Annotated in this window: 15 protein-coding genes; 5 read left to right on the top strand and 10 right to left on the bottom strand. The window is 63.8% G+C overall.

Annotated features, from left to right (window positions below; genetic code table 11):
* Nucleotides 1-3 precede the first annotated feature (3 nt).
* Both BLS75_RS15085 and BLS75_RS15090 read left to right on the top strand, forming a co-directional pair.
* Complete coding sequence (locus BLS75_RS15085) at nucleotides 4-1,740, top strand: hypothetical protein (RefSeq protein ID WP_072451196.1); 1,737 nt, start codon at nucleotides 4-6, stop codon at nucleotides 1,738-1,740.
* A 69-nt stretch (nucleotides 1,741-1,809) separates the two neighbouring features.
* The gene (locus tag BLS75_RS15090; protein ID WP_072451197.1) at nucleotides 1,810-3,528 is read left to right on the top strand and encodes a tetratricopeptide repeat protein; all 1,719 of its coding nucleotides are present in this window, start codon (nucleotides 1,810-1,812) and stop codon (nucleotides 3,526-3,528) included.
* Between the two features lie 29 nt (nucleotides 3,529-3,557).
* On the opposite strand, the gene BLS75_RS15095 is transcribed toward BLS75_RS15090, so the two are convergent.
* The 6 genes from BLS75_RS15095 to BLS75_RS15120 all read right to left on the bottom strand — a co-directional run bounded on the left by BLS75_RS15095 (nucleotide 3,558) and on the right by BLS75_RS15120 (nucleotide 13,760).
* Nucleotides 3,558-4,247 carry a phospholipase D-like domain-containing protein gene (locus BLS75_RS15095; RefSeq protein WP_011059464.1) on the bottom strand — a complete coding sequence of 230 codons (690 nt, stop codon included), beginning with the start codon at nucleotides 4,245-4,247 and terminating at the stop codon, nucleotides 3,558-3,560.
* Nucleotides 4,248-4,283: 36 nt separating this feature from the next.
* Nucleotides 4,284-9,431, bottom strand: a complete 5,148-nt coding sequence (locus BLS75_RS15100; RefSeq protein ID WP_072451198.1) for a DNA repair ATPase — start codon at nucleotides 9,429-9,431, stop codon at nucleotides 4,284-4,286.
* Between the two features lie 176 nt (nucleotides 9,432-9,607).
* Nucleotides 9,608-11,683, bottom strand: coding sequence for a flotillin family protein (locus tag BLS75_RS15105; protein ID WP_011059462.1), 2,076 nt, complete (start codon nucleotides 11,681-11,683; stop codon nucleotides 9,608-9,610).
* 37 nt (nucleotides 11,684-11,720) lie between these two features.
* Nucleotides 11,721-12,362, bottom strand: a complete 642-nt coding sequence (locus tag BLS75_RS15110) for an OB-fold-containig protein (RefSeq protein WP_011059461.1) — start codon at nucleotides 12,360-12,362, stop codon at nucleotides 11,721-11,723.
* Nucleotides 12,363-12,428: 66 nt separating this feature from the next.
* The gene (locus tag BLS75_RS15115; RefSeq protein ID WP_072451199.1) at nucleotides 12,429-13,124 is read right to left on the bottom strand and encodes a PspA/IM30 family protein; all 696 of its coding nucleotides are present in this window, start codon (nucleotides 13,122-13,124) and stop codon (nucleotides 12,429-12,431) included.
* 15 nt (nucleotides 13,125-13,139) lie between these two features.
* Nucleotides 13,140-13,760 carry a biofilm formation regulator BacA gene (locus tag BLS75_RS15120; RefSeq protein WP_072451200.1) on the bottom strand — a complete coding sequence of 207 codons (621 nt, stop codon included), beginning with the start codon at nucleotides 13,758-13,760 and terminating at the stop codon, nucleotides 13,140-13,142.
* A gap of 320 nt (nucleotides 13,761-14,080) precedes the next feature.
* Between BLS75_RS15120 and BLS75_RS15125 the strand changes: the two genes are divergently transcribed.
* Both BLS75_RS15125 and BLS75_RS15130 read left to right on the top strand, forming a co-directional pair.
* Complete coding sequence (locus BLS75_RS15125) at nucleotides 14,081-15,280, top strand: CaiB/BaiF CoA transferase family protein (RefSeq protein ID WP_011059458.1); 1,200 nt, start codon at nucleotides 14,081-14,083, stop codon at nucleotides 15,278-15,280.
* Between the two features lie 76 nt (nucleotides 15,281-15,356).
* Nucleotides 15,357-16,208 (top strand): TIGR02285 family protein, encoded by an 852-nt coding sequence (locus BLS75_RS15130; protein ID WP_065364568.1) that lies wholly within the window; start codon nucleotides 15,357-15,359, stop codon nucleotides 16,206-16,208.
* Between the two features lie 168 nt (nucleotides 16,209-16,376).
* On the opposite strand, the gene BLS75_RS15135 is transcribed toward BLS75_RS15130, so the two are convergent.
* Nucleotides 16,377-16,664: a DUF3509 domain-containing protein gene (locus BLS75_RS15135; protein ID WP_011059456.1), complete on the bottom strand. Its 288-nt coding sequence runs from the start codon at nucleotides 16,662-16,664 to the stop codon at nucleotides 16,377-16,379.
* 208 nt (nucleotides 16,665-16,872) lie between these two features.
* On the opposite strand from BLS75_RS15135, the gene BLS75_RS15140 reads away from it, so the two are divergent.
* Nucleotides 16,873-17,535, top strand: a complete 663-nt coding sequence (locus BLS75_RS15140; protein WP_011059455.1) for a response regulator — start codon at nucleotides 16,873-16,875, stop codon at nucleotides 17,533-17,535.
* Here the strand turns inward: BLS75_RS15140 and BLS75_RS15145 are convergent.
* From BLS75_RS15145 to thrC, 3 genes are all read right to left on the bottom strand, one after another.
* A complete protein-coding gene (locus BLS75_RS15145; RefSeq protein WP_072451201.1) occupies nucleotides 17,532-18,791 on the bottom strand; it encodes an EAL domain-containing response regulator in 1,260 nt (419 codons plus the stop codon). The two genes, BLS75_RS15140 and BLS75_RS15145, sit on opposite strands and share 4 nt — an antisense overlap.
* Before the next feature lie 90 nt (nucleotides 18,792-18,881).
* Nucleotides 18,882-22,484, bottom strand: coding sequence for an ATP-binding protein (locus BLS75_RS15150; RefSeq protein ID WP_072451202.1), 3,603 nt, complete (start codon nucleotides 22,482-22,484; stop codon nucleotides 18,882-18,884).
* A gap of 100 nt (nucleotides 22,485-22,584) precedes the next feature.
* The gene (gene thrC, locus BLS75_RS15155) at nucleotides 22,585-23,994 is read right to left on the bottom strand and encodes a threonine synthase (RefSeq protein ID WP_011059452.1); all 1,410 of its coding nucleotides are present in this window, start codon (nucleotides 23,992-23,994) and stop codon (nucleotides 22,585-22,587) included.
* Between the last annotated feature and the right edge of the window lie 105 nt (nucleotides 23,995-24,099).

Raw genomic sequence — 24,099 nt, forward strand, 5'->3', positions numbered from 1 at the left:
TCCATGACCCTCTTTGTCATCCTGCTCGTCATCGTGCTGCTGTTCATCGCACTGATCCTGTACTTGCGCCAGAAATCCGCCGACCAGCAGCAATACCTGGAACAGACCGGCAACCTCACCGCCCAGATCAATCAGACCCTGCTGATGAGCAAGGCCGAGCCGCAACTGGCCCTAGAACTGGCGCTGCAACTGCCAGAGGGCGAGGCGCAGCAGTTGGCCCTGCAACTGGTGGCCAGCGAGCTCTATGTGGCTGGGCACAAGGCCCAGGCCACGGCGATCTACCAGCAACTGCCGCCTCACGCTCGGGAATACGTGCTCAATACCCTGATTGAAACGCTGCTCGACAGCCAGGATACCCAGGCCTGCCTGGAGCTCCTGGAGCACTGGGGCGAATCCCTGCCCAGCTGGCCGCTGCTGCAGGTGCCAATCCTCCAGGCCCGCGGTGAACAGGCGCGCGCCCTGGCCCTGATCGGCGAGCTCGGCGACCCGAAAAACCCTGCGGCCCATGAACGCCAGAGCATCGGCAATCTGCTGATGCTGTCGCGCCTGCAATTTCAGGCGGGCATGCAAGACGCCGCGCTGATCAGCCTCGAACAGGCCTGGGCGAGCTTCCAGCAACCCGGGCAGGAGCGCTATCACACTGTGCTGCGCAGCCTTTTCGACGCCTTCGCCACCCAAGGGCATGCCGAGCGGATTCTGGCCCACTCGGCCGAACTGCCGGCCGAGGAACAGGTGCAGGCGCTGATCGCGCTGTTCGATGCCGGCCAGGTGGAGCCGGCCTTCAGCTTGCTGGCCGACAACGGCACCCTCTACTCCTCGACCTACAGCGACCTGATGGACTCGGCCCTGAAACGCCAGACAACCGAAACCGCCCTGCGCCTGCTGGACCTGACCCCCGAGATGCACCAGCACAGCGTGCTGCTGCAACTGCTCAGCCATCTGGCGGCCCAGGGCCAGACCGCCGAAGCCGAGGCCCTGCTGCAGGCGCGAGCCAGCCACGAGTCGCAGCGTCCGGGGCTGATGCTCAACCTCTGCGATGAGTTGCACCAGGCGCAGCCGCAATGGACCACAGCCCTGCTGGCCCAGGCCCTGCACCTGATCGACGGCTACAAGAATGAACATGAGTTCTACAACAGCTTGCGCATGCAGGCCCTGCAAACCCAGCTACTGATGCAAAGCCACCTGCCAGCTCATCGCCGGGACAGCTGGCTGGTGCGCAGCAGCATCGAGGAAATGCACCGTCTGCGCCAGCAGATGCCCGGTGACGAGCAATTGCTGCATCTGTGCGACCAGGCCAAGCTGCTGCACGCCCTGGACCAGACCGCCCAGGCCAGGTCCCTGCTGGAGCAGGCGGTGCAGCTACTGGATGGCGAGCCGCTGCCGGATGTGGATGAGATGGACGCCCGCTTCTACCTGGAGGACATCGCCAGCGCCTACCTGAACATCGACGATGTACAACAGGCCCAGGCCCTGCAGGACCGGCTCAACGCCGAGGATTCGGGCAGTCGCATCCTGGAAGAGGAACTGCTGCTCAACCATATCCAGCATCAGCGTTACGCCCAGGCCATCGAGGGCCTGAACCTGGGCATCCTGCTCAGCGACAAGAAGCCCCTGTCGCTGCTGTACCAGGCCCTGGAAGACCTGCAGCAGCGTGCCCCCGAACGTGCCGGCGAGCTGAAACAGCAACTGATGGCGCGCATTGCCAACGGCCAGATCTGGCTCAGTTCCCAGACCAACTGACGCCCCCCGGTTGCGCGCCCTTGGCGGGGCGCGTCACCGGCCAACAGCCGCACCCGAGGAAGATTCATCATGGAAGTACTTGTCATCCTGCTGCTGATTACCGGCGTGATAACGCTGCTGGTGGTCTATGCCAACAAGCGCAGCGCCGGCAATGACCTGGGCATCACCCTGGACGAGGCGGCGCAGATCAATCGCGCGGCGCACCTGAGCGCCATCGAACCGCAAGTGGGCCTGCAACTGGCCCAACGCCTGACGGGCAAAGCCCGGCAACTGGGGCTGTTCCAGATGCCCGCAGCGCTGTACCGACAGGGGCACCCGGAACAGGCCCTGGAAGTACTGGCCGAGCTGGATGAAACCTACCAGCCCATGGCACTGAACCAGTTGCTCGAAACCCTGCTCGACAACGATGGCCCGCAGGCTGTGCTGGGCTTGCTGGAGCGCCTGCATCAACCCCTGCCGTCAGCGCCCTTGCTGCGCATCCCGCTGCTGCTGGCCAAGGGTGAACACGAGCAGGCCCGCGCCTTGCTGGTGACCTTCGGCGTCAACCAGCTGAGCCCGGACTCCCCCGGCGAGCACCGGCAGTTGGCTGCCCTGCAACGCAGCTTGGGCCTGGCCGACGAGGCTGCCATCAGCATCGGCCTGGCCTGGCAACTGCTGCTCAAACAGCCGGTCAACGAACTGGACCCACACGAGATAGAGCAGACCCTGCGCGAGTACCGTGCCCAGGGGCAGGATGCGCAGTTCCCGGCCATGGCCGCGCAATTACCCGGATCGGCTCGGATCATCGTCGTAACCTTGCTCATGGAAACCGGGGAATTCGAGGCCGGGTTCGAACTGCTGACGCAGGCCCCCGAGCCCGAGGACTACTTCGGCTACCCGCCGCTGCTCAAACTGATACTGGACGCCAACCGCCCGGATCTGGCTCCACGGCTGATCGCCCAGATGCCGGAAAGCTACGCCAGCGATCTACTGCTGAGCCTGTTGAACTGGCATGTCGGGCGCAACGAAATGGCCAAGGCCGAGGCGGCCCTGCAGGCCTGCGTCGTTTCGCCCTCGCAGCGTATCTGGTGCCTGGTCTGCCTGTGGGGCACCTACGTCGAGGAACACTCGCAATGGTGCGCCCATCTGCTGGAACAAGCCTTGCTGACCCTGGAAACCCTGCGTGGCGATGAGCAATGGCCATGGTTGCGCCTGCTGATCCTGGAAACCCAACTACGGGTGCAGGCCGACCTGCCGCGCCTGCGCCGCGACAGCTGGCTGATCCGCAACAATCTGGAGGAAATGGCGCGCCTCAACACCCAGCTCGAATACGCCGATCGACCGATGAAACTGGCCTTGCAGGCCAAGCTGCTGCACGACCTGGAGCAGACCCGGCAAGCCGGTGAACTGCTGGACCAGGCCGTGCAAGCCCTCGACGACAGTCAGAATGCGCCTCTGGATCCAGCGGAAAAAAACTTCTTCCTGGAACAGCTGGCGCTGAGCTACGTCTACATCGACGACCAGGCAAAGGCTGTCGAACTGAAAGCTCGCCTGGAGCAGCAGGCGGCCTACACCCACCAGTTGAGCCAGGCCATGGTGCTCAAGCACATTCACGAGCAACGCTTCGACGAGGCGATTGCCGGGCTGGAACCGAGCAACCTGTTTATCGGCGAAAACCCGGTGCAACAGTTGCACCAGGCCCTGGAAACCCTGCGCCAGAGCGCCCCGGAAAAAGCCCAAGGGCTGTGCCAGAAGTTGATCGACCACCTGGCCGCCGAGAGCGCCTGGGGCCAGCCGAACGCCGCCTGAGGCAGCGTCAAGGCCCGCCGCTGCACGCCTTAACGCGGCGCGTAGCGGCTCCAGAGTTCGTTGAACTCCTTGAGATAACTGGCCACCAGTTGCGGGTGGTCGATCACCAGCAGGTTTTCCTCATTGCCGGTGGTGGCGCTGCGGGTCCAGTTGAAGCTGCCGTTGAGCAGGGTCCGGCCATCGAATACGGCGAACTTGTGGTGCATGTGGAACGGCGTGTCGTCGATCCGCACCGGCACCCCGGCCTCGCGCAGCGCGGCGATATCGCTGCCGACATCGAACTGCTTTTCACTGTCGCTGATCACCCGCACGGCCACACCACGCTGGTGGCAGGCGCGAATTTCGTCGCTCAGTTGATCGTCGGAAATGGTGAACACGCAGATATCCACCGAGATTCGGGCCTGGCGGCACAGGTCGCGGATCTTGCGCCGGCAGTCTTCGCCGGGGCTGAAGTGGGCGCTGGCCATGTCCCGCACCGGGGCGCTGTTGGCGTCCAGGGTCTTGATCACTTGTTCCAGCCACTTCAACGCCGGCAGCACATTGACGCTGTCCGCCAGCGCCAGCTCGCGCACCAGGTCAAAGGCACGGTTACGCATGTAGCGCACCTGGTCCTGGCCCAGTTCGCTGCCCAGTTGACGCAGCTCGTCCCGCTCTTCGTTGCTCAGTTTCAGGTCCAGCACGCTGTCGCGCAGTTGCTGGTCCAGGTGGGCAAAATCCATGTCGTGATCCTTGGCTGTTCGCCGGCAAGCCGGCTCCTACGGTTGGGAGTCCTTGAGGGTCGGAACCTCGCCGTTACTGAGCATCTGGCTCAGTTCGTCGAGGCGCGTGGCAATGTCGCCAATGCGCTGGTGGCTGTGCAGGTCGACATCGATCTTCTTGTGCATGACCTTGAGCAGCGGCAGGAAACTCTGCTCCAGGTGCTCGGAGAGGTTCTCCAGCACTTCACGCATGCCTTGCTGCGGCGCGGGCCGGGCCAGGCCGCGCACGCCTTCCACCAGATCGTTGAGCTGGGCCACGACGCGGGTGCCGACATCGCTGTCGCTGCCGCCCATGGAGCGGTTGCGCACGAAGTCGCGCTTGATCTGGGTCCAGCGTTCGCTCTGCTCCGGGGTCTGGTTACCGCGCAGCTCGGCGAGCTTGAGCAGGTTTTCCTCGGCGCCGGTGGTCAGCAACTGGGATTCGCCCTGGTAGTGGTCGGCCAAGAGTTGCAGGAGCTCGGCGTCGTTCATTACCGCCGAGATCTTCTCCGCCATCTTGTTCATGTTGCGGTAGCTGCCCTGCAACTTGAACGGCGGCTCGCTGCGGTACTGGTCGGCCTGGGCCGCGCTGGCGATGTACTGCTGGTTGACCCGCAGCACCACGTCGCGCACCTGCATCAGGCGTTGCAGGGTGGTGGTGATTTCGTTGATCTCGGCACCGCTGTAGCTGTGGCTCAGTTCGTTGCTGGAGAAGGCCTTGCCCTCGGCCTTGGCGACGAAGCGGTAGACGTCCGCCATGTCGCGGGTGGCCAATGGCGCCAGCACCGGGTTGGAGGTCAGGCCGTTCTCGATGTAACTCAGGGCGAAGGCGTCCTGCATCCCCCCCAGGGTGTCGCCGAGGTTATAGATGTCGGCCCGGTTGGCCAGCATGTCGGGGATCTTGAACACTTCGCCGGACTCGGTGTACGGGTTGCCCGACATCACCACGCAGAACTTCTTGCCGCGCATGTCGTAGGTCTTGGTGCGGCCTTTCCACACGCCTTCGATGCGCCGGGTGCCGTCGCACAGCGAGATGAACTTCTGCAGGAATTCCGGGTGGGTGTGCTGGATGTCGTCGACATAGAGCATCACGTTGTTGCCCATCTCCAGGGCCAGGTTGAGCTTCTCCAGCTCCTGGCGCGAAGTGGCGTCCGGCGCCTGGGCCGGGTCCAGGGAACGCACCTGGTGCCCCAGGGCCGGGCCGTTGATCTTCATGAAGATCAGGCCCAGGCGGTGCGCCACGTACTCCATCAGGGTGGTCTTGCCGTAGCCCGGTGGCGAAATCAGCATCAACAGGCCCATCAGGTCGGTGCGCTTGTTCTCGCCCACGGTGCCCATCTGCTTGGCCAGGTTATCGCCGATAAAGCCCAGGTACACGTCGTTGATCAGCTTGTTGCGCACGAACGAGCTCAGCGGCCGCGGCTTGAATTCGCTCAGACGCAGGGCCGAGCGCTCGCGGCTGATGATGCCCTGGCGCAGCGCCTGGTAACGCTGCAGGCCGGGCAGGAACTGTTCGCGGTGGGCCCGCAGGCGGGCAAAGAAACCGTCCACGGTGAGGGACAGGCTGCGCTCCTGGATGCGCGGGTGTTCGCCCATCAGGTTGCCGACACTGAAACGCAGGTCGACTTCGGTGATGCGCTTGGCAAAGTCTTCCCGCAGCAGCAACAGGGCCACCGCCTCGGGCACGTAGTCGGCCCACTCGGCGAACTCGCCCTCGGCGCACAGGGCCGAGAGCCAGTTCTCGGTCAGCGCCCACTGCGCAGCGGGCCGCTCCACCAGCCGCGCCAGGGCCTGCTGGTAGTCGTCCCACATCCGTGCGCCCTGCAGACGCAGGGTCAGGGCTTCCTGCAGTTGCTTGGCGTATTTGCTGAAAGTGAACTCGATGCGCTCCGCCGCCAGTTCCTGCACCAGGTACTCGGCGGCTTCCGGCAACAGTTCGGCCGGCAGGCTGAAGGCCTGCTGCTGGCGCCAGTCCTGCAGCGCCAGGAAGATTTCTTCCTGCAACTGCAGCAAGCCTTCACGACGCCCGAACAGTTGCTGGATATGCCGGCTGGTACGGGCACGTTCCACCCATTGCCGGGGTTGCGGCTGTTCCTGCTGGCGATCCCAGTAGAGGGTGGCGAAGGCCCGCGCCGCCGCGCCGAAACGCAGCAGGCCGGCGCTGTCGCGCAGGGGCAGCAGTTGCAGGAGGATCGCTGCGGCGTCGTGGTCGTGGATGCCCTTCTCGTAGCCTTCCTTGTAGCGCGGCGCGGCAAAGTCGCGGATCACCCGCGCCAGTTCTTCAGGGTGCGCCAGCAAGGGTTTCAGGCTTTCCAGGCTCAGGCCTTCCTCGCCGCGGTCGGCAGCGTCCAGCACCTGCCCGGCGAGGTATTCGGCGCGGTACAACTGGGCCGATTCCGACTCCAGGGCCACCTGCCAGAAGTCCCGCAGGGCCTCCAGCTCGGGGTCGCGCAGGGGTTCGAGGAAATCCGTGCCGGTGAGGTGCAGGTGCAGTTCGTCGCCCCGCGGCATCAGGGTCAGGTCCAGCTCCTGGGTGTTGACGCTGAAGCGGTGGCGCGGCCCCAGCTTGATGACGTTGCCGCCCTCTTCGAACAGCTCGGTCTTGTCGCGCAGGGCACGCACGGCCTGGTCCCGGGCGCCCTTGAGGCGCGACTCGACATCGTCGGCCTTGACGCTGTCCTTGAGCTCGCGCAGGCGCTCGGCCAGCTCCCGCAGCTTGAGGATCAGCGGGTCGGCGGCGAAGAACGCATTGAGCTCTTCGGCCTGGGTGAACTTGGCGGTGCGCCGGCCGAGGCTATCGAGAATCCGCCGCGCGGCATCCAGCAGGCCCTGGGCCTTGCGCTGGCGCTCGTCGAGCAGCGATTGCTTGTGGGCCTCGAAGGTTTCCAGCAACTCCTCGCGCTTGCCGAGGATGTCGCCGAGGAACTGTTCGTGATCGCCAAAGCGACTCTCCAGCTCCTCAAGCTGCACCAGCAAGCGCGACAGTTGCTCATCGCAACGCTCGGGGTCCTGGGCCTGGGCCAGGGCATTGGTGATGCCCTGGCTGAAGAGTTTGAACTGGGCCCCGAACTGGGCCACGGTCTCGGTCGAGCCCAGAGCCTTGCGCCGCTGTTCGGCACGGGCCTTGGCCTGGTTCAGGCGGGCGTAGATCTGCGAGATGGATTCGATGATGCGGGTGCGCTGGGTGGCGTCGTCGATCTGTAGCGAGGCCATCAGGCTCGACAACATGTCCAGATCACCGGCCATGGCTTGCAGGGCGCCCAGGGGCTCGCTGAGCTGGGCCACGGTTTCGGCTTTCTGCGCCTGGGCGTCCAGGGTTTCCAGCTGGGTTACGAAAGGCTGCAAGGCCTGATCGCTGGCGAGGAAGGTCGCAGTGCCGGCGGCGGTGCGCTCCTGAGCCTTGAGCAGCTCGGCTTCCATGGCGTCGATGCGCGCCACGTCGATGTAGCGGTAGTCGCGAATGGTCAGCAGCAGCCCGCGCTGGGCGGTGATGCCGTTCAGCGCATCGACGAAGCTTTGCACCTGATCCCAGCTGTCCACCAGCAGGCTGTCCAGCAGGGCTTTCTGCTTGGCCTCGGCGGCCACCATGGCCTGGTCCGACTGGCGACGGATGCTTTCGACTTTTTCGTATTCGTCGAGCACCAGCTCCGAGGTGGAGGCCACTTCCCGCAGCAGCGGCGCCAGGCCGTCCAGCTCGTCGCTGCCCAGCCAGTGGTACACATCGAACAGGCGCCGGGTGTTCTGGCACAGCAGCGAGTAGCGCTGCACCGACACCGCCGGGGTGTCGATCTCGCGGCACAGGTCGTAGAGGTCGGAAACGCTGCGCACCAGTTCGGCGTTGCCGATGCGCCCGAGGAAACCGCTGCGGGTCGGCTGCCGCGCGGCGTACTCCTCGGTGAAGAACGGTGTCTGCCAGACCTGCATCGGATGGACCCGGGTCGGCTCGTCGCCCTCGGCGGCGAAGATCACCATGCGCCCGTCTTCCAGGCGCGCGTAGCCGTGGCCGAACAGCGGGTTCTGCAACTGGCGGTTGATCATGTTGTAGGTCAGCAGCACCGAGCGGCCCTGCTCCGGGTGGTAGAAGATGTACTGCACATCTTCACCGTTGGGCGAGCGCACCGAGCGCTTGTAGCGCATGCCCTCCATGGACTGCTCGAAGGTCTTGTACTCGCCGCTTTGCAGGTAGTAGCCGCCGGGGAAGATGATCCCGTGGTCCTCCGGCAACTGCACACAGGCCAGGCCGATGGCGTCGATGCGCTCCACCTGGCGGGTCAGGCTGTTGAACACCAGGTAGCGCCACTGCTCTTCGCGGTACGGCAGGACCTTGAGCAGGATCAGGCTGCCCAGGCGGGCGAATTCGATCTGCGAGTCGTCCAGGGACTGGGTCTTGTCCAGCACCTCTTCGCGGTAGATGCCCAGGCCCGACTCGGTGTTGTTCTCGACCTTGATGGTCAGGTCGCCGCCGATGGTCTCGACGAACACCGTGTCGAGGATGTTCAGGTGCGGAAAGCGGCCTTCGACCACCATCTCGCGGGTGGCTTTCTTCCATTCGAAATCGAAGGGTGCCGGCAGGGCGATATCCCGCTCGCCCCGGTTGTCGATGTAACGGACATCACGCCCGTCCACCGAGATCGACCAGCGGAACACCCGCACATCGGTGACCCGCTCGCCGATCTGGAAACTTGCCAGCAGCTTGCCGTCACGGATCGCCAGTTGCAGCAGGCGGGTGTTCTTGTAATAGGTATAAAGCTCGTTGAAATCGTTGAGGAAGCCCTGGGCCGCCAAAAAGCTGCCTTCCAGGGGCACGGGCTCGGCTTCATAGCCTTCGCCCTCTTCCACCAGCCGGTAGAGGGAAAACACGTCAGCGACGCTGGTTTCCTTCTTCAGGCCGATAAAGACGTTGTAGCCGAACAGCAGGCAGTCGCCGACCTGGACGATGTCCCGGGCGATGCAGTTGTTCTCGGTACGGATGCGCACCCGCCCGACCACTTCCATGCGGCTGTTGCCGAACTCGTCGAGACGCCTCTGGTTGAGGTCGTCAGTGGTGGCCCGCAGGCGCTGGCCCTGGTCCAGCAGGCGCTTGTGCAGCACCTCATAGGCGCCGCCTTCGGCGACGGCCTTATCCAATACGTCCTGTGGGGGAGTTGCGACTTGAGCGTCCGACATCGTGGCCTTCCTGGATCTACGGCGGTATGCAAAAAAGCGGGCTCCTCAAACCTGGAGCCCGGCACCTGAAACCAGCCAGCTGAAACCCGCCGCCTGACACCTGCCCTGCAGCCGTCGATAAAAACGACGGCTACAGGATCAGGCGAGGGCTGGCGAATCAGCTGTGGTCAGGCATTTCAGGCTTCGGCAGACGGAGCGTCGGCCTTGCGCGTAACGGCAGCGGCGGCCAGCTCAGCGGCTACGGCCGGAGCGCCCTTGCCATTGAGCAGGCGTGCCAGCACGTCCTGGACCACCGGGCTCTTGCCCACCACGCCCTCGATGGCCTTGCCCACCGACAGCGACTTGGCGAAGGAATTGAAGAAGTCGCCTTCGCCGCCGACGATCTCGATCTTGGCCTTGCTGAGGGCAGCCGACAGCACTTCGGCCTGGTCCTTGGCGATTTCCTTGTTGGCGGCGATGGCGGCCATCGCTTCCTCGAAGTTCTTCTCCAGTTGCATGCGGAACTCTTCGTGGGACCGCGCGCTGTCGCTGAGGGAGTCCAGGGCACCGAACTTCTTGCCCAGGCCTTCGGCCTCGGCGTTCAGGCGCTGCAGCAGCACTTCGGCTTCGGCCGAACCCAGGTCCTTGGTGGCCTTGGCCTTGGCCGCGCCCAACTGTTCTTCGCCACGGGCCTGGGCACCGAGCTTCTCTTCCATGACCTTGGCTTCTGCCAGGCCGTCCTTCTCTTTGGCAGCCGCCTGGGCTTCCATGATGCGGGCGTCGGCCAGGCCTTTTTCCTGCTCGCCACGGGCTTCGGCAATCAGCTGCTCGGTGCGTACGCGAGCCTGGGCCAGGCCTTCTTTTTCCTGGGCCGCTGCGGTGATTTCCAGCACCCGGGCATCGGCCAGGCCAGGCGCGGCGCGCTCGGCTTCCAGGCCTTCGGCCAGGCGTTTCTTGGCTTCGGCCTGCTTGGCCGCGGCTTCCAGTTCGGCCTGGGCCAGGTTGTTGATTTCCACGGCCTTGTGCTTGGAACGGGTCTCGTCGGCTTCGGCCTGCTTCACCTGGCGCACCAGGTCCTGCTCGGCTTCGGCCTGGGCCTGGATCACCACCACTTGCTTGGCGCGCTCGGCTTCGGAGACTTCGCGCACTTCCTTGATCCGCTCTTCCTCCTGGGCCACGGTCTTCTCCACCGCTACCCGCTCACGGATCACTGTGGCGATGTTCTTGCGCTGTTCTTCCAGAGCCTTTTCTTTCTCGATGCGTTGCAGTTCCACTTCACGCTCGCGGGCCACCACTTCCAGGTCCTTGGCGCGGGTGACTTTCTCGACTTCGATGACCACCGCACGCTGGCGGTTCTGCTGGGCCACTTCGACTTCGCGCTGATGGTTCTCGGTGCGCACGTCGATTTCCTGCTGGGACTGAATGCGTGCCTGTTCGGCCTTCAGGCGCTCTTCTTCCTTGACCTTGGCAGTCTCGGCTTCCTCGCGAGCACGGATGGTTTCGATCTCGCGCTTCTGCCGGGCTTCGGCATCGGCCTGCTGGCGTTCGAGGGACAGCGAGGCTTCGCGGGTCTCGACGTTCTTCTTCTGGATCGCCAGTTCCTGGTTGCGCTCCAGTTCGTTGGTGATGACGTTCTGCGCCGCGGTCAGCTCGGTGATCTTGCGGATACCCTCGGCGTCGAGAATGTTGCTCGGGTCCAGGGAGTGCTTGGCGGTCTGCTCCAGGTAGTCGATGGCCACGTCTTCCAGCACATAGCCGTTGAGGTCGTTGCCGATGATCTCGATGATGCGGTCGCGGAAGTCCTGGCGGTTCTCGAACAGCTGGACGAAATCGAACTGCTTGCCCACGGTTTTCAGCGCTTCGGAGAACTTGGCGTTGAACAGTTCGTTGACCGCGGCGCGGTCGGAGGCACGGTCGACACCGATGGCCTTGGCCACCTTGAGCACGTCTTCCTGGGTTTCATTGACCCGCAGGTAGAAGGCCACGGTGATGTCGGCGCGCATGTTGTCGCGGCAGATCAGCCCGTCCTTGGCCCGACGGTCGACTTCCAGGGTGATCAGCGAGATGCGCATGAACTCCTTGAGGTGGATCACCGGGTACACCAGGGCACCGGTGAAATGCACCTTGGGGGTCGAGGACATGTCGTTGACAATCAACGCCGTGCCTTGGGGAACCTTGATATAGAAGGCCTTGAACAGGGCCAACAGGCCGAAGACCACCAGGACGACGAGGCCGATCCCGAGCAGGATGGGCAGCAGCGACGGTAAATTCATGCAATCAATCTCCTTTGATTCTTGAGGGAGCCCGGGCTCAGAGGCCGCGAAACTCGTCCTCTGTAATGACCCGATAGGCGTGTTGCGCCTCCAGATACTCCAGTAACACGACGCGATCGCCGCGTTTGAAAGCTCGTGCCTCATCGGCACGCACACGCAGGATCAGGCCCGCGCCGCCGTCCTCGAGCACGGCTTCGCCATGTTCCAGGGTGACTCTGCCGCTGCGTACCACAGCCGTCTGCCCCAGCACCGACTTGCTGCTGGTGGCCTCCATCTTGAGAAACAGCGGGCGCAGCGGACGACAGATCGTCGCGCTGATGGGCGCTGCCAGGAACAATGCGAGCACCGCCAGCAACAGGCCCAGGGGGTAGCGCAGCCAACCCAGGGGCAGGTGGCTGAGCACGTAGAGTTCGGCGAAATAGGTCAGGAACCAGCTGAAGAACATCAGCAGGGTCAGCACCAGGGTGACCGGCACCCCGTTGAGCTTGAACTTGATCAGTAGCCCGGCCAGGCCTTCGCCGGCGTGGGCACTGTCGAGCAGCGAGTCGGCCTCGAAGTCCAGCAGGTCGACTTCAAGCATGCCCATGGCCACCACGGCCCAGTAGATCACGGCCAGGCAGAGCATGAAGCTGAACAGCACTGTGGGGAACGACAACACTGTCTGCAGGAAGATTTCCATTGCTTTCCTATCCCTGAAAAAGCCGGGCAAGGCCAGGCGGCCCCGCCCCTACAACACAACGGTGAATCAGGACTTGCTACGGTCCTTGAGGCGCGCCAGCACACTGTCGGCGCTGGTGCTGCCGGCAACAATCCCGGCTTCACGCAGCTTGGCATCCAGGGCATCGTCCGGGTTGCTAGTGCTGGCCAGCTCGGCCGCGGCGTCCATCTTTGCCGCGCGCTCGGCCTGCTTCTGCTTGATCCGCTCCAGGGACTCCACGGCGGTGTGCAGCTTGCTCTGGGAGCCGCCGTAGCGCTGGGCCACGGCCTGCTGGGCCTTCTGCACGCTTTCGGTGGCCTTGACGGTATCCACCTGTTGTTTCAAATGCTTGATATTGCCCTCGGCCTGGGTCACGGCCTTGCGCAACTGCGCGACGCTGGTGGCAAAACCATCGGCCTGCTCACGCTCCACGGCCAAGTCATTTTCCAGGTTGGCGATCTTTTGCGCCACTTCCTGGGCAAGGGTTTCGTTCCCCGCCTCCAGGGCCTTGAGGGCGTAGCTTTCATACTCGGCGACCTTGGCCGCGCTGCCGTTGGCGCGCTCGGCGGCGAGTTTCTGCCGGGCCATGATCTCGGCCAGGGCTTCCTTGGACTTGCGCAGCTCCTGATCGGCGTCGCGGATCTCCTGATCGAGAATCCTCAGGGCCTGGCTGTCCACCAGGGCCTCGCCCGCCTCATTGGCACCACCGCGCAGCGCGGTGAGCAGCTTGCTCCATACGTTCATGTGCATTCCTCCAGGTCAGGCCTGAGCCTTCAGGTAGCCTTCGTAGGCCTCGGTTGCCCTGATCACGTTGCTGGCCAGGGTTTCGATCTCGTAGAGCACGTTGGAGAGAATCGAGGTTGCGCTCAGGGCGCCGTACATCATGTAGTGGCGCTCACCGCCAAAACGGGTTTCCAGGCCGATGCTCGACAGCGGGAACAACTGGCGGCTGAGCAACACTTCCTCGTTGAACGCGGCCACATCGGTCACTTCGCTTTGCGGCCACAGCAGCGCCTCCACCAGGATCTGCTCGCCGGACAGGGCGACGAACAACGGCAGGTCGCCGTATTCGCGCATGGTCACGTGCAAGCTCGGTTCGGCACCCTCTAGCAACTCAACGCTGGCTTCGCCGCTATTGAACAGCTCGGTGGCTGCCAGGGCCTGGCACAACGATCGGGCATTCCAGATCTGCGGCATGCTCATTTCTCCATCCTTTTCCACAGGAGCCAGCCCCTCGAAGGGCTGACGCAGTTTGCGTTCAACCGCCAGCAACGCCTGGGCGTTCTCGGGCAGTATCCAGACTTCCTTTTTCACCAAGCCCTGATCACGCAGGCGCTGGCGGAATAAACGTTGGTAATGGGCTGAGGATTTGTTTTCCATGGCGCAGAGACTAAAACATCACATGTAAGGTTTTCAATTCATCACATGTAAAATTTACAGGCGACATTTGTAACAAGAAATATCAGGAAGATCGCTCGGCAAACAGCCGCAAGGCGTCCATCGCTGCATAGACCCTTTTACAGCTTTCGCAACTGCTCTTTTTTCAAGCGGCGTCATTAAACCCTGCCGCCCAATGGAATGAGAAGCACAATAATCCTTGGCCCGAGCGGGAAATAATCGGCAAAGGCAGGCGTCAGGCGCTGCCTTAATGGCGACCAATGGTCTAGGCTAGGCGGATTTTCCTGCCCAGCGGATGCCCCATGACCAGCCTCAGCAAGCCCCTCGCCGGATTGAAAGTGATAGAACTCGGCACCCTGATCGCCGGCCCTTTCGCCTCGCGCATCTGCGCCGAGTTCGGTGCCGAGGTGATCAAGGTCGAGTCACCCGATGGCGGCGATCCGCTGCGCAAGTGGCGCAAGCTGTATGAAGGCACCTCGCTGTGGTGGTTCGTCCAGGCACGCAACAAGAAGTCCCTGACCCTGAACCTCAAGCACCCGGAAGGCCTGGCGGTGCTCAAGCAACTGCTGGGCGAAGCGGACATCCTGATCGAGAACTTTCGCCCCGGCGTGCTGGAAAAACTCGGCCTGGGCTGGGACGTGCTGCACGCCCTGAACCCCAAACTGGTGATGGTGCGGCTATCGGGCTTTGGCCAGACCGGGCCGATGAAGGACCAGCCGGGCTTCGGCGCGGTGGGCGAATCCATGGGCGGCCTGCGCTACATCACCGGCTTCGAGGACCGCCCACCGGTGCGCACCGGAATCTCCATCGGCGACTCCATCGCTGCCCTGTGGGGGGTGATCGGCGCGCTGATGGCGCTGCGTCACCGCGAGGTCAACGGCGGCCAGGGGCAGGTGGTGGACGTGGCGCTGTACGAGGCGATCTTCGCCATGATGGAAAGCATGGTTCCGGAGTTCGATGTATTCGGTTTCATCCGCGAACGAAGTGGCAACATCATGCCCGGCATCACCCCTTCGTCGATCCACACCAGTGCCGACGGCAAGCACGTGCAGATCGGCGCCAACGGCGATGCGATCTTCAAGCGCTTCATGCTCCTGATCGGCCGTGAGGACCTGGCCAATGACCCGGCCCTGGCCAGCAACGACGGGCGCGACACCCGCCGCGACGAACTCTATGGGGTGATCGACCGCTGGGTGGCGTCCCTGCCCCTGGAGCAGGTGCTGGAGCAGTTGAACCAGGCCGAAGTCCCGGCGAGCCGGATCTTCAGCGCCGAGGACATGTTCCACGACCCGCAATTCCTCGCCCGGGAAATGTTCCTCCAGGCCAGGCTGCCGGACGGCAAGGCCTTCAAGATGCCCGGCATCGTGCCAAAGCTCTCGCAGACTCCGGGCTCGGCCGACTGGGTCGGCCCCGAGCTCGGCGAACATTCCAGCGAAGTTCTGGCCGGCCTGGGCTACAGCAGCGAGCAGATCCAGGACCTGCGCAACTCTGGGGCAATCTAAGCTGAAACAGCCGTCTCACACTGCCCCCCCGCAACGGGCCCAGCGACGCCCGAGGCCAGGCCTTGGCCGGTTGACGATGGCGCTCGCGACTTGCCTGCTGTGGCTGCCCTGCGCCCCCGGCCACGCCGGCGAAATGCTCACCTGGCTGCTGCGCGACCTGCCGCCGCTGAATATTTTCGAGGGCCAGCAAAAAGATCGAGGAGTGGTCGACCTGCTGATGCCGCAATTGATTGCCAGCCTGCCGGAGTACCAGCACGAACTGGTACGGGTCAATCGCGCCCGGGGCATGCAGATGTTGCGCGACCCCAGCTTCACCTGTGATCCGGCGCTGATCTGGAACAAGGAGCGTGCGCAATGGGTGGCCTTTTCCATCACCAGCTTTCGAGTGCTGAGCAATGGCCTGGCGATCCGCCGTGCCGACCGTGAACAGATCGCGCACTTCATCCATGACGGCAAGGTCGACCTGCATGGCCTGCTCGACAGTGGCAAGGAACTGATCGGGGTGGTGGCCGAGCGCAGCTACGGGCAACAGCTCGACAACCTGCTGCAGCAGGTTGCTCCGCAGCAGATCCGCGCCCACTACGGCAACGACGCCCTGGGCAGCCTGCTGCAGATGCAGCGCCTGGGACGCCTGCAACTGCTGTTGGGCTACTGGCCGGAAATCCGCTACCAGGCCGTGCAGCAGGGCATGGACCCGCAGGATCTGGAGTTCTACCCGGTCGAAGGCACCAGCAAGTATCAGGAAATCCACGTCGGCTGCTCCGATACCCCGCAGGGCCGCAAAGCCATCACCCGGATCAACCAGGCCCTGCTCAAGCTGCGCGAGGAGCGACTGGTGGAGTTGTATGCCGCCTGGCTGGACCCCGGAATGCGCGATGAATACCGCGCCGATGCCCGGGCCTACTTCCAGGACCTGAAGGACCACTGACAAACGCCGGGCAAAAAGAAACCCCGAGAAGTGGGGAGACGACTCGGGGTTAAACGTGGTCTTTGCAGACCCGTACCAGCAGGCCACAAGCACCGGAGCACAATGCCTGATCCTGCTGATACTGAGTCTGACTGACGGGCCTGGCGGAAGGTTCCGTAAAATTTCAGATCAATTGCGCCGGGCGAACGCCTTGTCTTCGGCGGCATGGCGCAGAGCAGCGATCACGCAGGGTTCGAGCCGGCCTTCGGCGATCAGCACATCACGGTGCAGGCCGTCCACCACATCAGTGAGCAGGCGCTTGTCAGTGAGCTGGGCCCGATTGACCTCACGCTCCACCACGATGGCGCCGGCAGCATTCTTCAAGGTCACCAGGCATTCGCCCCGAGCCCCGCAAGGCGTCAGAGCAACCTGGTAAGGGCTCAGGGCCTCACTCAATAAAAGACTGATACTTTCCATCTAGATCACCACTCAATAGCTCGAATTAAAGGTTCGAAAACAAAAATGCCGGTAGCTTTCTGACATTCAAGTGACCATCGCTCAGAGAAGAAAGTTCGCCACACCTACTGCTGCCGACCTGAGTCAACCGAGCATGCACGGGTAATATGACAGCTGAAAAACGGCCGACCAGGCGCAAACAACGCCGCCTTTGCATTGGAGCTCAGCTTTGAAAGCAACGACGAACAACAAATTGCGCATCATCCTTGCCGACGACCACCCGATCTTCCTCATTGGCCTGCGCGCCGTCCTGGAACAGGACGACAGCCTGGCCATCGTCGGCGAGGCCAGCTCGCCCTCCGCCCTGGCGCAACTGATGCAGGAGATCGAATGCGATGTGCTGGTGACGGATTTCATGATGCCAGCCGAACAGCAGAACGACGGCCTGCGCCTGATCGAACAGCTGCGCCGCCGCCACCCCGACCTGCCCATCGTGGTGGTGACCATGCTCAACCACCCCGGGCTGTTCCGCTCGATCCTCGATCTGGGAGTAACGGGCCTGCTGAGCAAGGCCAGCCTGGCGGACGAGCTGCCGACTGCCATCGCCCGGGCGCGGCAACACAAGCCCTACATCGCCCAGGCCATCAAGCAGGCCCTGAGCCTGGCCGGCGAAGTGGGGCCGGACCGCCTGGTTTCCAGCGATCAGTTGTCGCCGCGGGAGCTGGAAGTGATCCGCCTGTTGGCCGCTGGCCATGCGGTCGGGGAAATTGCCGCGCAACTCAACCGCAGCAAGCAGACCGTCAGTGCGCAGAAGGTCAGTGCCATGCGCAAGCTCGGCCTGTCCAGCGAAGCCGCGCTGTACATCTACGTGCAGGAGCACGGGCTGTCCTAGGCACACAGGCCCTCAGCGCCAGCCCCCTCAGCACCCCGGTCCAGCGCCTGCGCCAGCCATTGGCGCATCTGGGCAGCGCTCATCGGCCCGGCCAGGAAGCAGCCCTGCAGATGGGCCGCCCCCAGGGCCTTGGCCGCCTTATAGTCGGCCTCGCTCTCGATTCCGGCCACCACCACTCCCAGGGACATGCGCCGGGCCATGTTCATCGCCCCACCGACCAGGGCCACCTTGCGCTCGTCGGCCGCCATGCCCGCCACGAACACCGGGGGAATCTTCAACTCGGTAAAGGGCAGTTCCAACAGGCGCTGCAGGCTGGTGCCGCCGATGCCGAAGTCGCCGATGGACAATTTGCAGCCGATCATCCGCAGACGCAGCAGCGCCTCCACATGGGCGGTGTCGGTCTGTAGCCGGGTGGTGTCGATGATTTCCAGGGTCAGCAGCCGGGCGGGCACTTCGAAACGTCTGAGCAAGGCCTCCAGCTGACGGGGAAACAGCGGCCGTTCAAGGATGCCGATGGGAATGTTCACTGCCACCGGCAACGAATGGCCCATCACCAGCTTCACCCCGGCCGCCAGCTCCAGGGCCTGTTCCAGCATGTGCCAGGTAAAGATCTCCTGCAGGCCGGCGAACTCGATCAATGGCAGAAACTCCCCGGGCATCAGCAGCCCGCGTTCGGGGTGCTGCCAGCGGGCCAGGGCCTCGACCCCCTGGAGCTCGCCGTGGGGCTGGATGACCGGCTGGAAATGCGCCACGCCGTGGCCCAGGATCGCCGCCAGCCCTTCCTCCTGGGTGACGCTGTCGAGGGAAAACGGCTCCAGCCCGAGCAAGTCCCGCAGCAACGCCTGGTCCGGCGCCGGCGCCCCCTGCCTGGAGTGCTGCTGGTAGGCGGTGAGCAAGTCGCCGATCACCGCCACCGAGGCCGGCTTGGGCAGGCATCCCAGCACTTTCAGGCCCAGCTCCCGGGCCATGCCGGCCGCCCCCTCCAGCACATCCTCTTCAGCATCGCTGAGGATGATCAGCGCCCGGGCCCGCTCCTGGCGGGCCAGGTCACGGATCAACTCCAGCCCGTCGGCCTGCTCCAGGTACAGGTCGCAGATGGCGATATCCACCGGCCCCTTGCTGTCCAGCGAACGCCGCGCGGCCTCGACACTCTCGGCGGTCAGCACATTGAACACGCCATTGGCGTTGAGCATCTGGTGCAGGGCCATCAGCTGGAACGAGTTATCTTCGAGAATCAGCACTTTAAGCGAATGCATGGGGCAACCTCCGGTACGACGTGCGTGGCAAGTATCCACAACGAGCCGGCAGGTTAATCAGACAATTCCTGCGCACACATAGGACAAGTCTTAATCATCCAGGACAGCCTGGATATCACTGCGCAAGCTGGCGATGACCTCCAGCAACAATGGCCAATGACGATCGATGGCCTCGTCCTGGCGCCCCTTGACCAGCCCCTCGAGCTCGATACAGGCCCTGGCCAGGGGCAGGGCATCGATCAGGCAGCACACGCCCTTGAGCCGATGCAGGGTACCCCCTAGGCGTTCCCGGTCGCGGGCCTGGTGCGCCGCTTCCAGCGCCTGCTGCTCCTCGGCGAGGTTGCGCAACAACTCGTGCAGCATGCGTTGCAGCACCTGGTCGTCGGCCTGGGTCATGCTGCGCAAGGTCTGGATGTTGAAGGATGGCGGCGGCAGGAAGCGCGCCAGGGCCTGGGCCAACTGATCCAGGGTTACCGGCTTGACCAGCAGTTGATCCATTCCGGCCTCCTCGCAGCGCTCGCGCTCGTCTTCGAAGGCATTGGCGGTGCAGCCGATCACCGGACAACGCCCGCGCCCTTCCTGTGCCTCGGCCTGGCGTATCGCCTCGGCCAGGGCGTAGCCGCTCATCTCCGGCATGTTGCAGTCAGTCATCACCACGTCGAAGGTGCCGCCACGCCATTGCTGCAACGCCTCCCGGGCATTGTCACAGGCCACCACCCGGTGCCCGAGGAACATCAGTTGCTGGCACAGGACCATGCGGTTGGCGCTCAAGTCATCCACCACCAGCACCTCCATGCTCCGGCTCGGCGGACGTTCCTGCGTCGACGCCGGCCCAGACTCGAAATCGTCACTGACCCGCTCCAGGTACAACTCCAGCGACACCACAGTGCCGACCCCAGGCTCGCTGAGCAGGTGAATCCGCCCGCCCATCAGCTCCACCAGTTGCCGGCAGATACTCAGCCCCAGCCCCGTGCCGCCGTAGGCTGACGAGGTCATGGCATCGGCCTGGACAAAGGGCGTGAACAGCTTGGCCTGCTGCTCGGCGCTGATACCGCGGCCGGTGTCCGCAACGCTGACGCGCAGGCACTCAAGGCCGGACTCGTCAGGCTGGCACTCCACCGTCATCCGCACCTCGCCCTGGGCGGTGAATTTCAGCGCGTTGCTCAACAGGTTGTGCAGTACCTGGCGCAGGCGCGCCGGGTCGAACAGATAACGGCCCTTGGCCCGCTCACTGAACACCAGCTGCAACTGCACGCCCTGGTTGCGCGCCGTGACCTCGAACAACTGCCGGATACTCTCGAAAAACGGCTTGAGGGCGGTGACCTGGGGCACCAGGTGCATATACCCGGCCTCGATCTTGGCCAGGTCCAGGCTATCGCCCATCAGGCCGATCAATTCCTGGGCAGACTGGTAAGCCACCCGCAGGGCTTCGGAAAAGGGCACGCCGCGCAGCCGCGCCTGCTCTTTCTCCAGCTCCAGCAGGCCAAGGATGGCGGTCATCGGTGTGCGGATCTCATGGCTCATGGTGGACAGGAAAGCCGTCTTCGCCGCGTTGGCCTGATCGGCCGCCTGGCGCGCCTCCACCAGTTGGTTCTCCAGGCGCTTGCGCTCGGTGATGTCGATCCAGCCGCCCAGCAAGCCCTGCAACTGCCCTTCTGCGCTGTAGAACGGCACTGCCCACTGATAGACATCGATAGGGCCATCCCTGGACTCCACCTGTCGGTCGGCGAACACCGACTCACCGGAGGCCAGCAACTGCATGAACTCACCATGCAACTGCTGGGCGGTGGCCGGCGGCAGGATGTCCAGTTCGGTCAGTTGCCGCCCCTGGATCTGCGCCAGGCTGGCGCCCAATTGCTGTTCATAACTCTTGTTGCAGGTCATCAAACGCCCCTGCAGGTCGCGCACGAAAATCGGGTTGGGAATACCGTCGAGCAAGGCCCGCTTGAACACCAGTTGATCATTGAGCCGCTGTTCGGCCAGCAATCGCTGCTGGATCTGGCGCTTGAGTCGACTGTTCCAGGCCAGGGAAATCAGGCCGAACAGCAGCGCTGTGGCAATCGCCCAATACACCCAGTTCGGCACGCGCTGCCAGGCAGGCACCGGCACTGGCGTAGCCCCCAGCCATTTCAGGCGCAGAGCGCTGAGCTCCGCTACCGGCAAGGCTTCCAGTGCCTTGTTGAGAATGCTCAACAGCTCGGGCTGGTCCTTGCGCACGGAAAATTCGTCGGCCGACCAGGTGCCCTCGACACTGCGCCCTACCATCACCCCGGTCTCGGCCGGCCCCAGGGCTTGCACCTCGCTCTGGATAGTCGCCATGGCCTCTCCATTGCTGACCAGGGCCCGGGCCTCTTCATAGCTGGCAACGCTGCGCAGGCGAATGTCCGGGTAGTTGCGCCGGATAAAGCTCTCCAGGGTGTGCCGGGCCGGAAGCACCAGCACCTCCCCCGCCATCTGCCTCAGGCTGCTCAGGCGCCGGTCCTCGGGACGCACCACGAACACCCAGGCCGCGCCGCCGAAGGCATGGGAGAAGTTCAGGAACAACCGCCGGTCGTCGCTGGCCGTGAGGGTGGTGTTCATCTGCGCCTGCCCGCTTTCCAGCAGTTCCAGAGTCTGGGCAGTAGTCTGGCTTTCCTTCTGCACGAAATGCAGCCCGGTCATGCGCGAGATACGGTTGAGCAGGTCGATATTGAGGCCGGTCCACTGGCCTTCCTTGTCCTTGAACACATGGGGCGGGTATTGCTGGGAGGCCACCACCACATGCTGGTGCTGGAGGATCCAGGCCTGTTCCTGGGCGCTGAGCTCGATCGGCTCGGCGAAGTTGCTCGCCCCAAGGCCAGTGGTCCAGCGTGCCTGGATTTCCCGGCGTATGGATTCATCGATGCTTTGCAGGGCCTTTTCCAGCAACTGCGCCAGCAGCACATTGCTGTCGCGGGTGGCGAAGGCAAAGCCGGTGGGCGGCAGGCGGCTTTCCACGTGGATCTGCAACCCCAGGTAGGGACGCAGGGCCTTGTAGGCGCGAACGATCACCTCGTTGCCGATGAAGGCGTCGGCATCCCCCTGCTTCACCGCTTCCAGGCCGCTGTAGAGGTTCGGTGAAAGCATGATCTGGCTGTCGGGATAGGCCGCATGGACCTGGGCGGCATTGGCGTAGCCGTCCAGCAGCACCACCTTCTTGCCCGCCAGGTCGTCACTGGGCTGCGGCTCGTCCCGACGCACCACGACCACCGCCAGGTCCGGCATGTAGTCACTGGTAAAACGCAGCCCCGGCGCCCCGCGCTCATAGCCGTTGGCACTGGTCAGCACATCGATGGCGCCGTTGCGCAGCGCTTCCACCGCCTGCTCGCGCTCGGAAAAGCCCACGACCTCCATGGACGTCCCCAGGCGCTCGCCCACCAGGCTCAGGTAATCGGCGCTGATGCCCTGGTAACGGTTACGGTCGCGAGTGATGTCGATGGGCTGGTAGTCATCGATGGAAATCCCCACCCTTAGGGTCCGGTGGCTTTTCAGCCATCGCTGCTCGGCGGGAGCCAGGGGCAAGGGGTCGAGATCGACAAAGGCCGGCACCAACTTGAAAGACAGGTTCTGAGCGGCGTAGGCAGGTGCCGCCCAAGCGAATATTGCACAGACCAGCACAGGCCCGCACAGCCAGCGCTGGACGGGCAGTTTCCGATAGGTTCGACGGCGAATCATCCGGGCCTCCCGACGTCTTGCGAGCCACACTCATGCCACTGGGGCAAGAAAAAACAAAGCCCGTCAGAAGACGGGCTTGTTAGTCGGCGAAGCCAATGAATCAGAGCGGCTTGCCACGATTGCCGTGCTGGCTGACAAAAGCCTGCACCGCTTTCAGGTCGTTGGCCAGGACCGTGCAGCGCTCTTCACGCTGGAACAGGTCGGACAGGTGCGCCGGCAGCTCCAGAGCCTTGCCGACACCGGCCTTTTCCACCGCATCCGGGAACTTGACCGGGTGCGCGGTGCCCAGGACCACCATGGGTGTATCCAGGCTGCGCCGGCATTCACGGGCGGCCTTGACCCCGATCGCGGTGTGCGGGTCCAGCACTTCGCCGGTCTGGGCGAAGACTTCGGCGATGGTTTCGCAGGTCTGCTCGTCGTTCACCGCCAGGGAGTCGAACAGCTTGCGCGCTTCGGTCCAGCGATCCTGTTCGACGCTGAAACCGCCGCCCTGCTTGAAGCTGTCCATCAAGGCCGCCAGGGCCGCGCCGTTGCGACCGTGCAGGTCGAACAGCAGGCGCTCGAAGTTCGACGAGACCATGATGTCCATGGACGGCGACAGGGTCGCGTGCAGGGTTTCCTTGACGTACTGATTGCCGCTCATGAAGCGGTGCAGGATGTCGTTGCGGTTGGTGGCGACGATCAGTTGGCTGATCGGCAGGCCCATGTTGCGCGCCAGGTAGCCGGCGAAGATGTCGCCGAAGTTGCCGGTGGGCACCGAGAACGCGATGGAACGTGCCGGGCCGCCCAACTGCAGGGCCGCGTGGAAGTAGTAGACGATCTGGGCCATGATCCGCGCCCAGTTGATCGAGTTCACCGCCACCAGGCGAGTGCCCTTGAGGAAGCCCTGGTCGGCGAAGCTGGCCTTGACCATTTCCTGGCAGTCGTCGAAGTTGCCTTCGATGGCGATGTTGTGGATGTTCTCGCCGAGGATGGTGGTCATCTGCCGGCGCTGCACTTCCGATACACGGTTGTGCGGATGCAGGATGAAGATGTCGACGTTGTCGCAACGCTTGCAGCCTTCGATGGCCGCCGAGCCGGTGTCACCGGAGGTGGCACCGATGATCACCACGCGCTCGCCGCGCTTCTCCAGCACGTAGTCCAGCAGGCGACCCAGCAGCTGCAGGGCGAAGTCCTTGAATGCCAGGGTCGGGCCATGGAACAGCTCCAGCACCCACTCGTTGCCGTTGAGCTGGCGCAGCGGCGCAATGGCGTTGTGGGAGAAGGCGCCGTAGGTTTCTTCAAGGATCTTCTTGAAATCGGCGTCCGGAATGCTGCCGGTGACGAACGGGCGCATGACCCGGAACGCCAGCTCGTGATACGGCAGGCCAGCCCAGGAAGCGATTTCTTCCTGAGTGAAACGCGGCAGGTTCTCCGGCACATAGAGACCGCCGTCGCTGGCCAGACCTGCCAGCAGCACATCTTCGAAATTCAGGGCCGGTGCCTGGCCACGAGTACTGATATAGCGCATGGGGACAAACCTTCGGTTTGAGCCTCAAGCCGCAAGCTTCAAGCCTCAAGTCAAAGCCGATCAGCTTCTGACTTGGCGCTTGCCGCTTGCCACTTGCGGCTGCTT

The sequence above is a fragment of the Pseudomonas sp. NFPP12 genome, assembly GCF_900103205.1.
GTDB lineage: Bacteria > Pseudomonadota > Gammaproteobacteria > Pseudomonadales > Pseudomonadaceae > Aquipseudomonas > Aquipseudomonas protegens.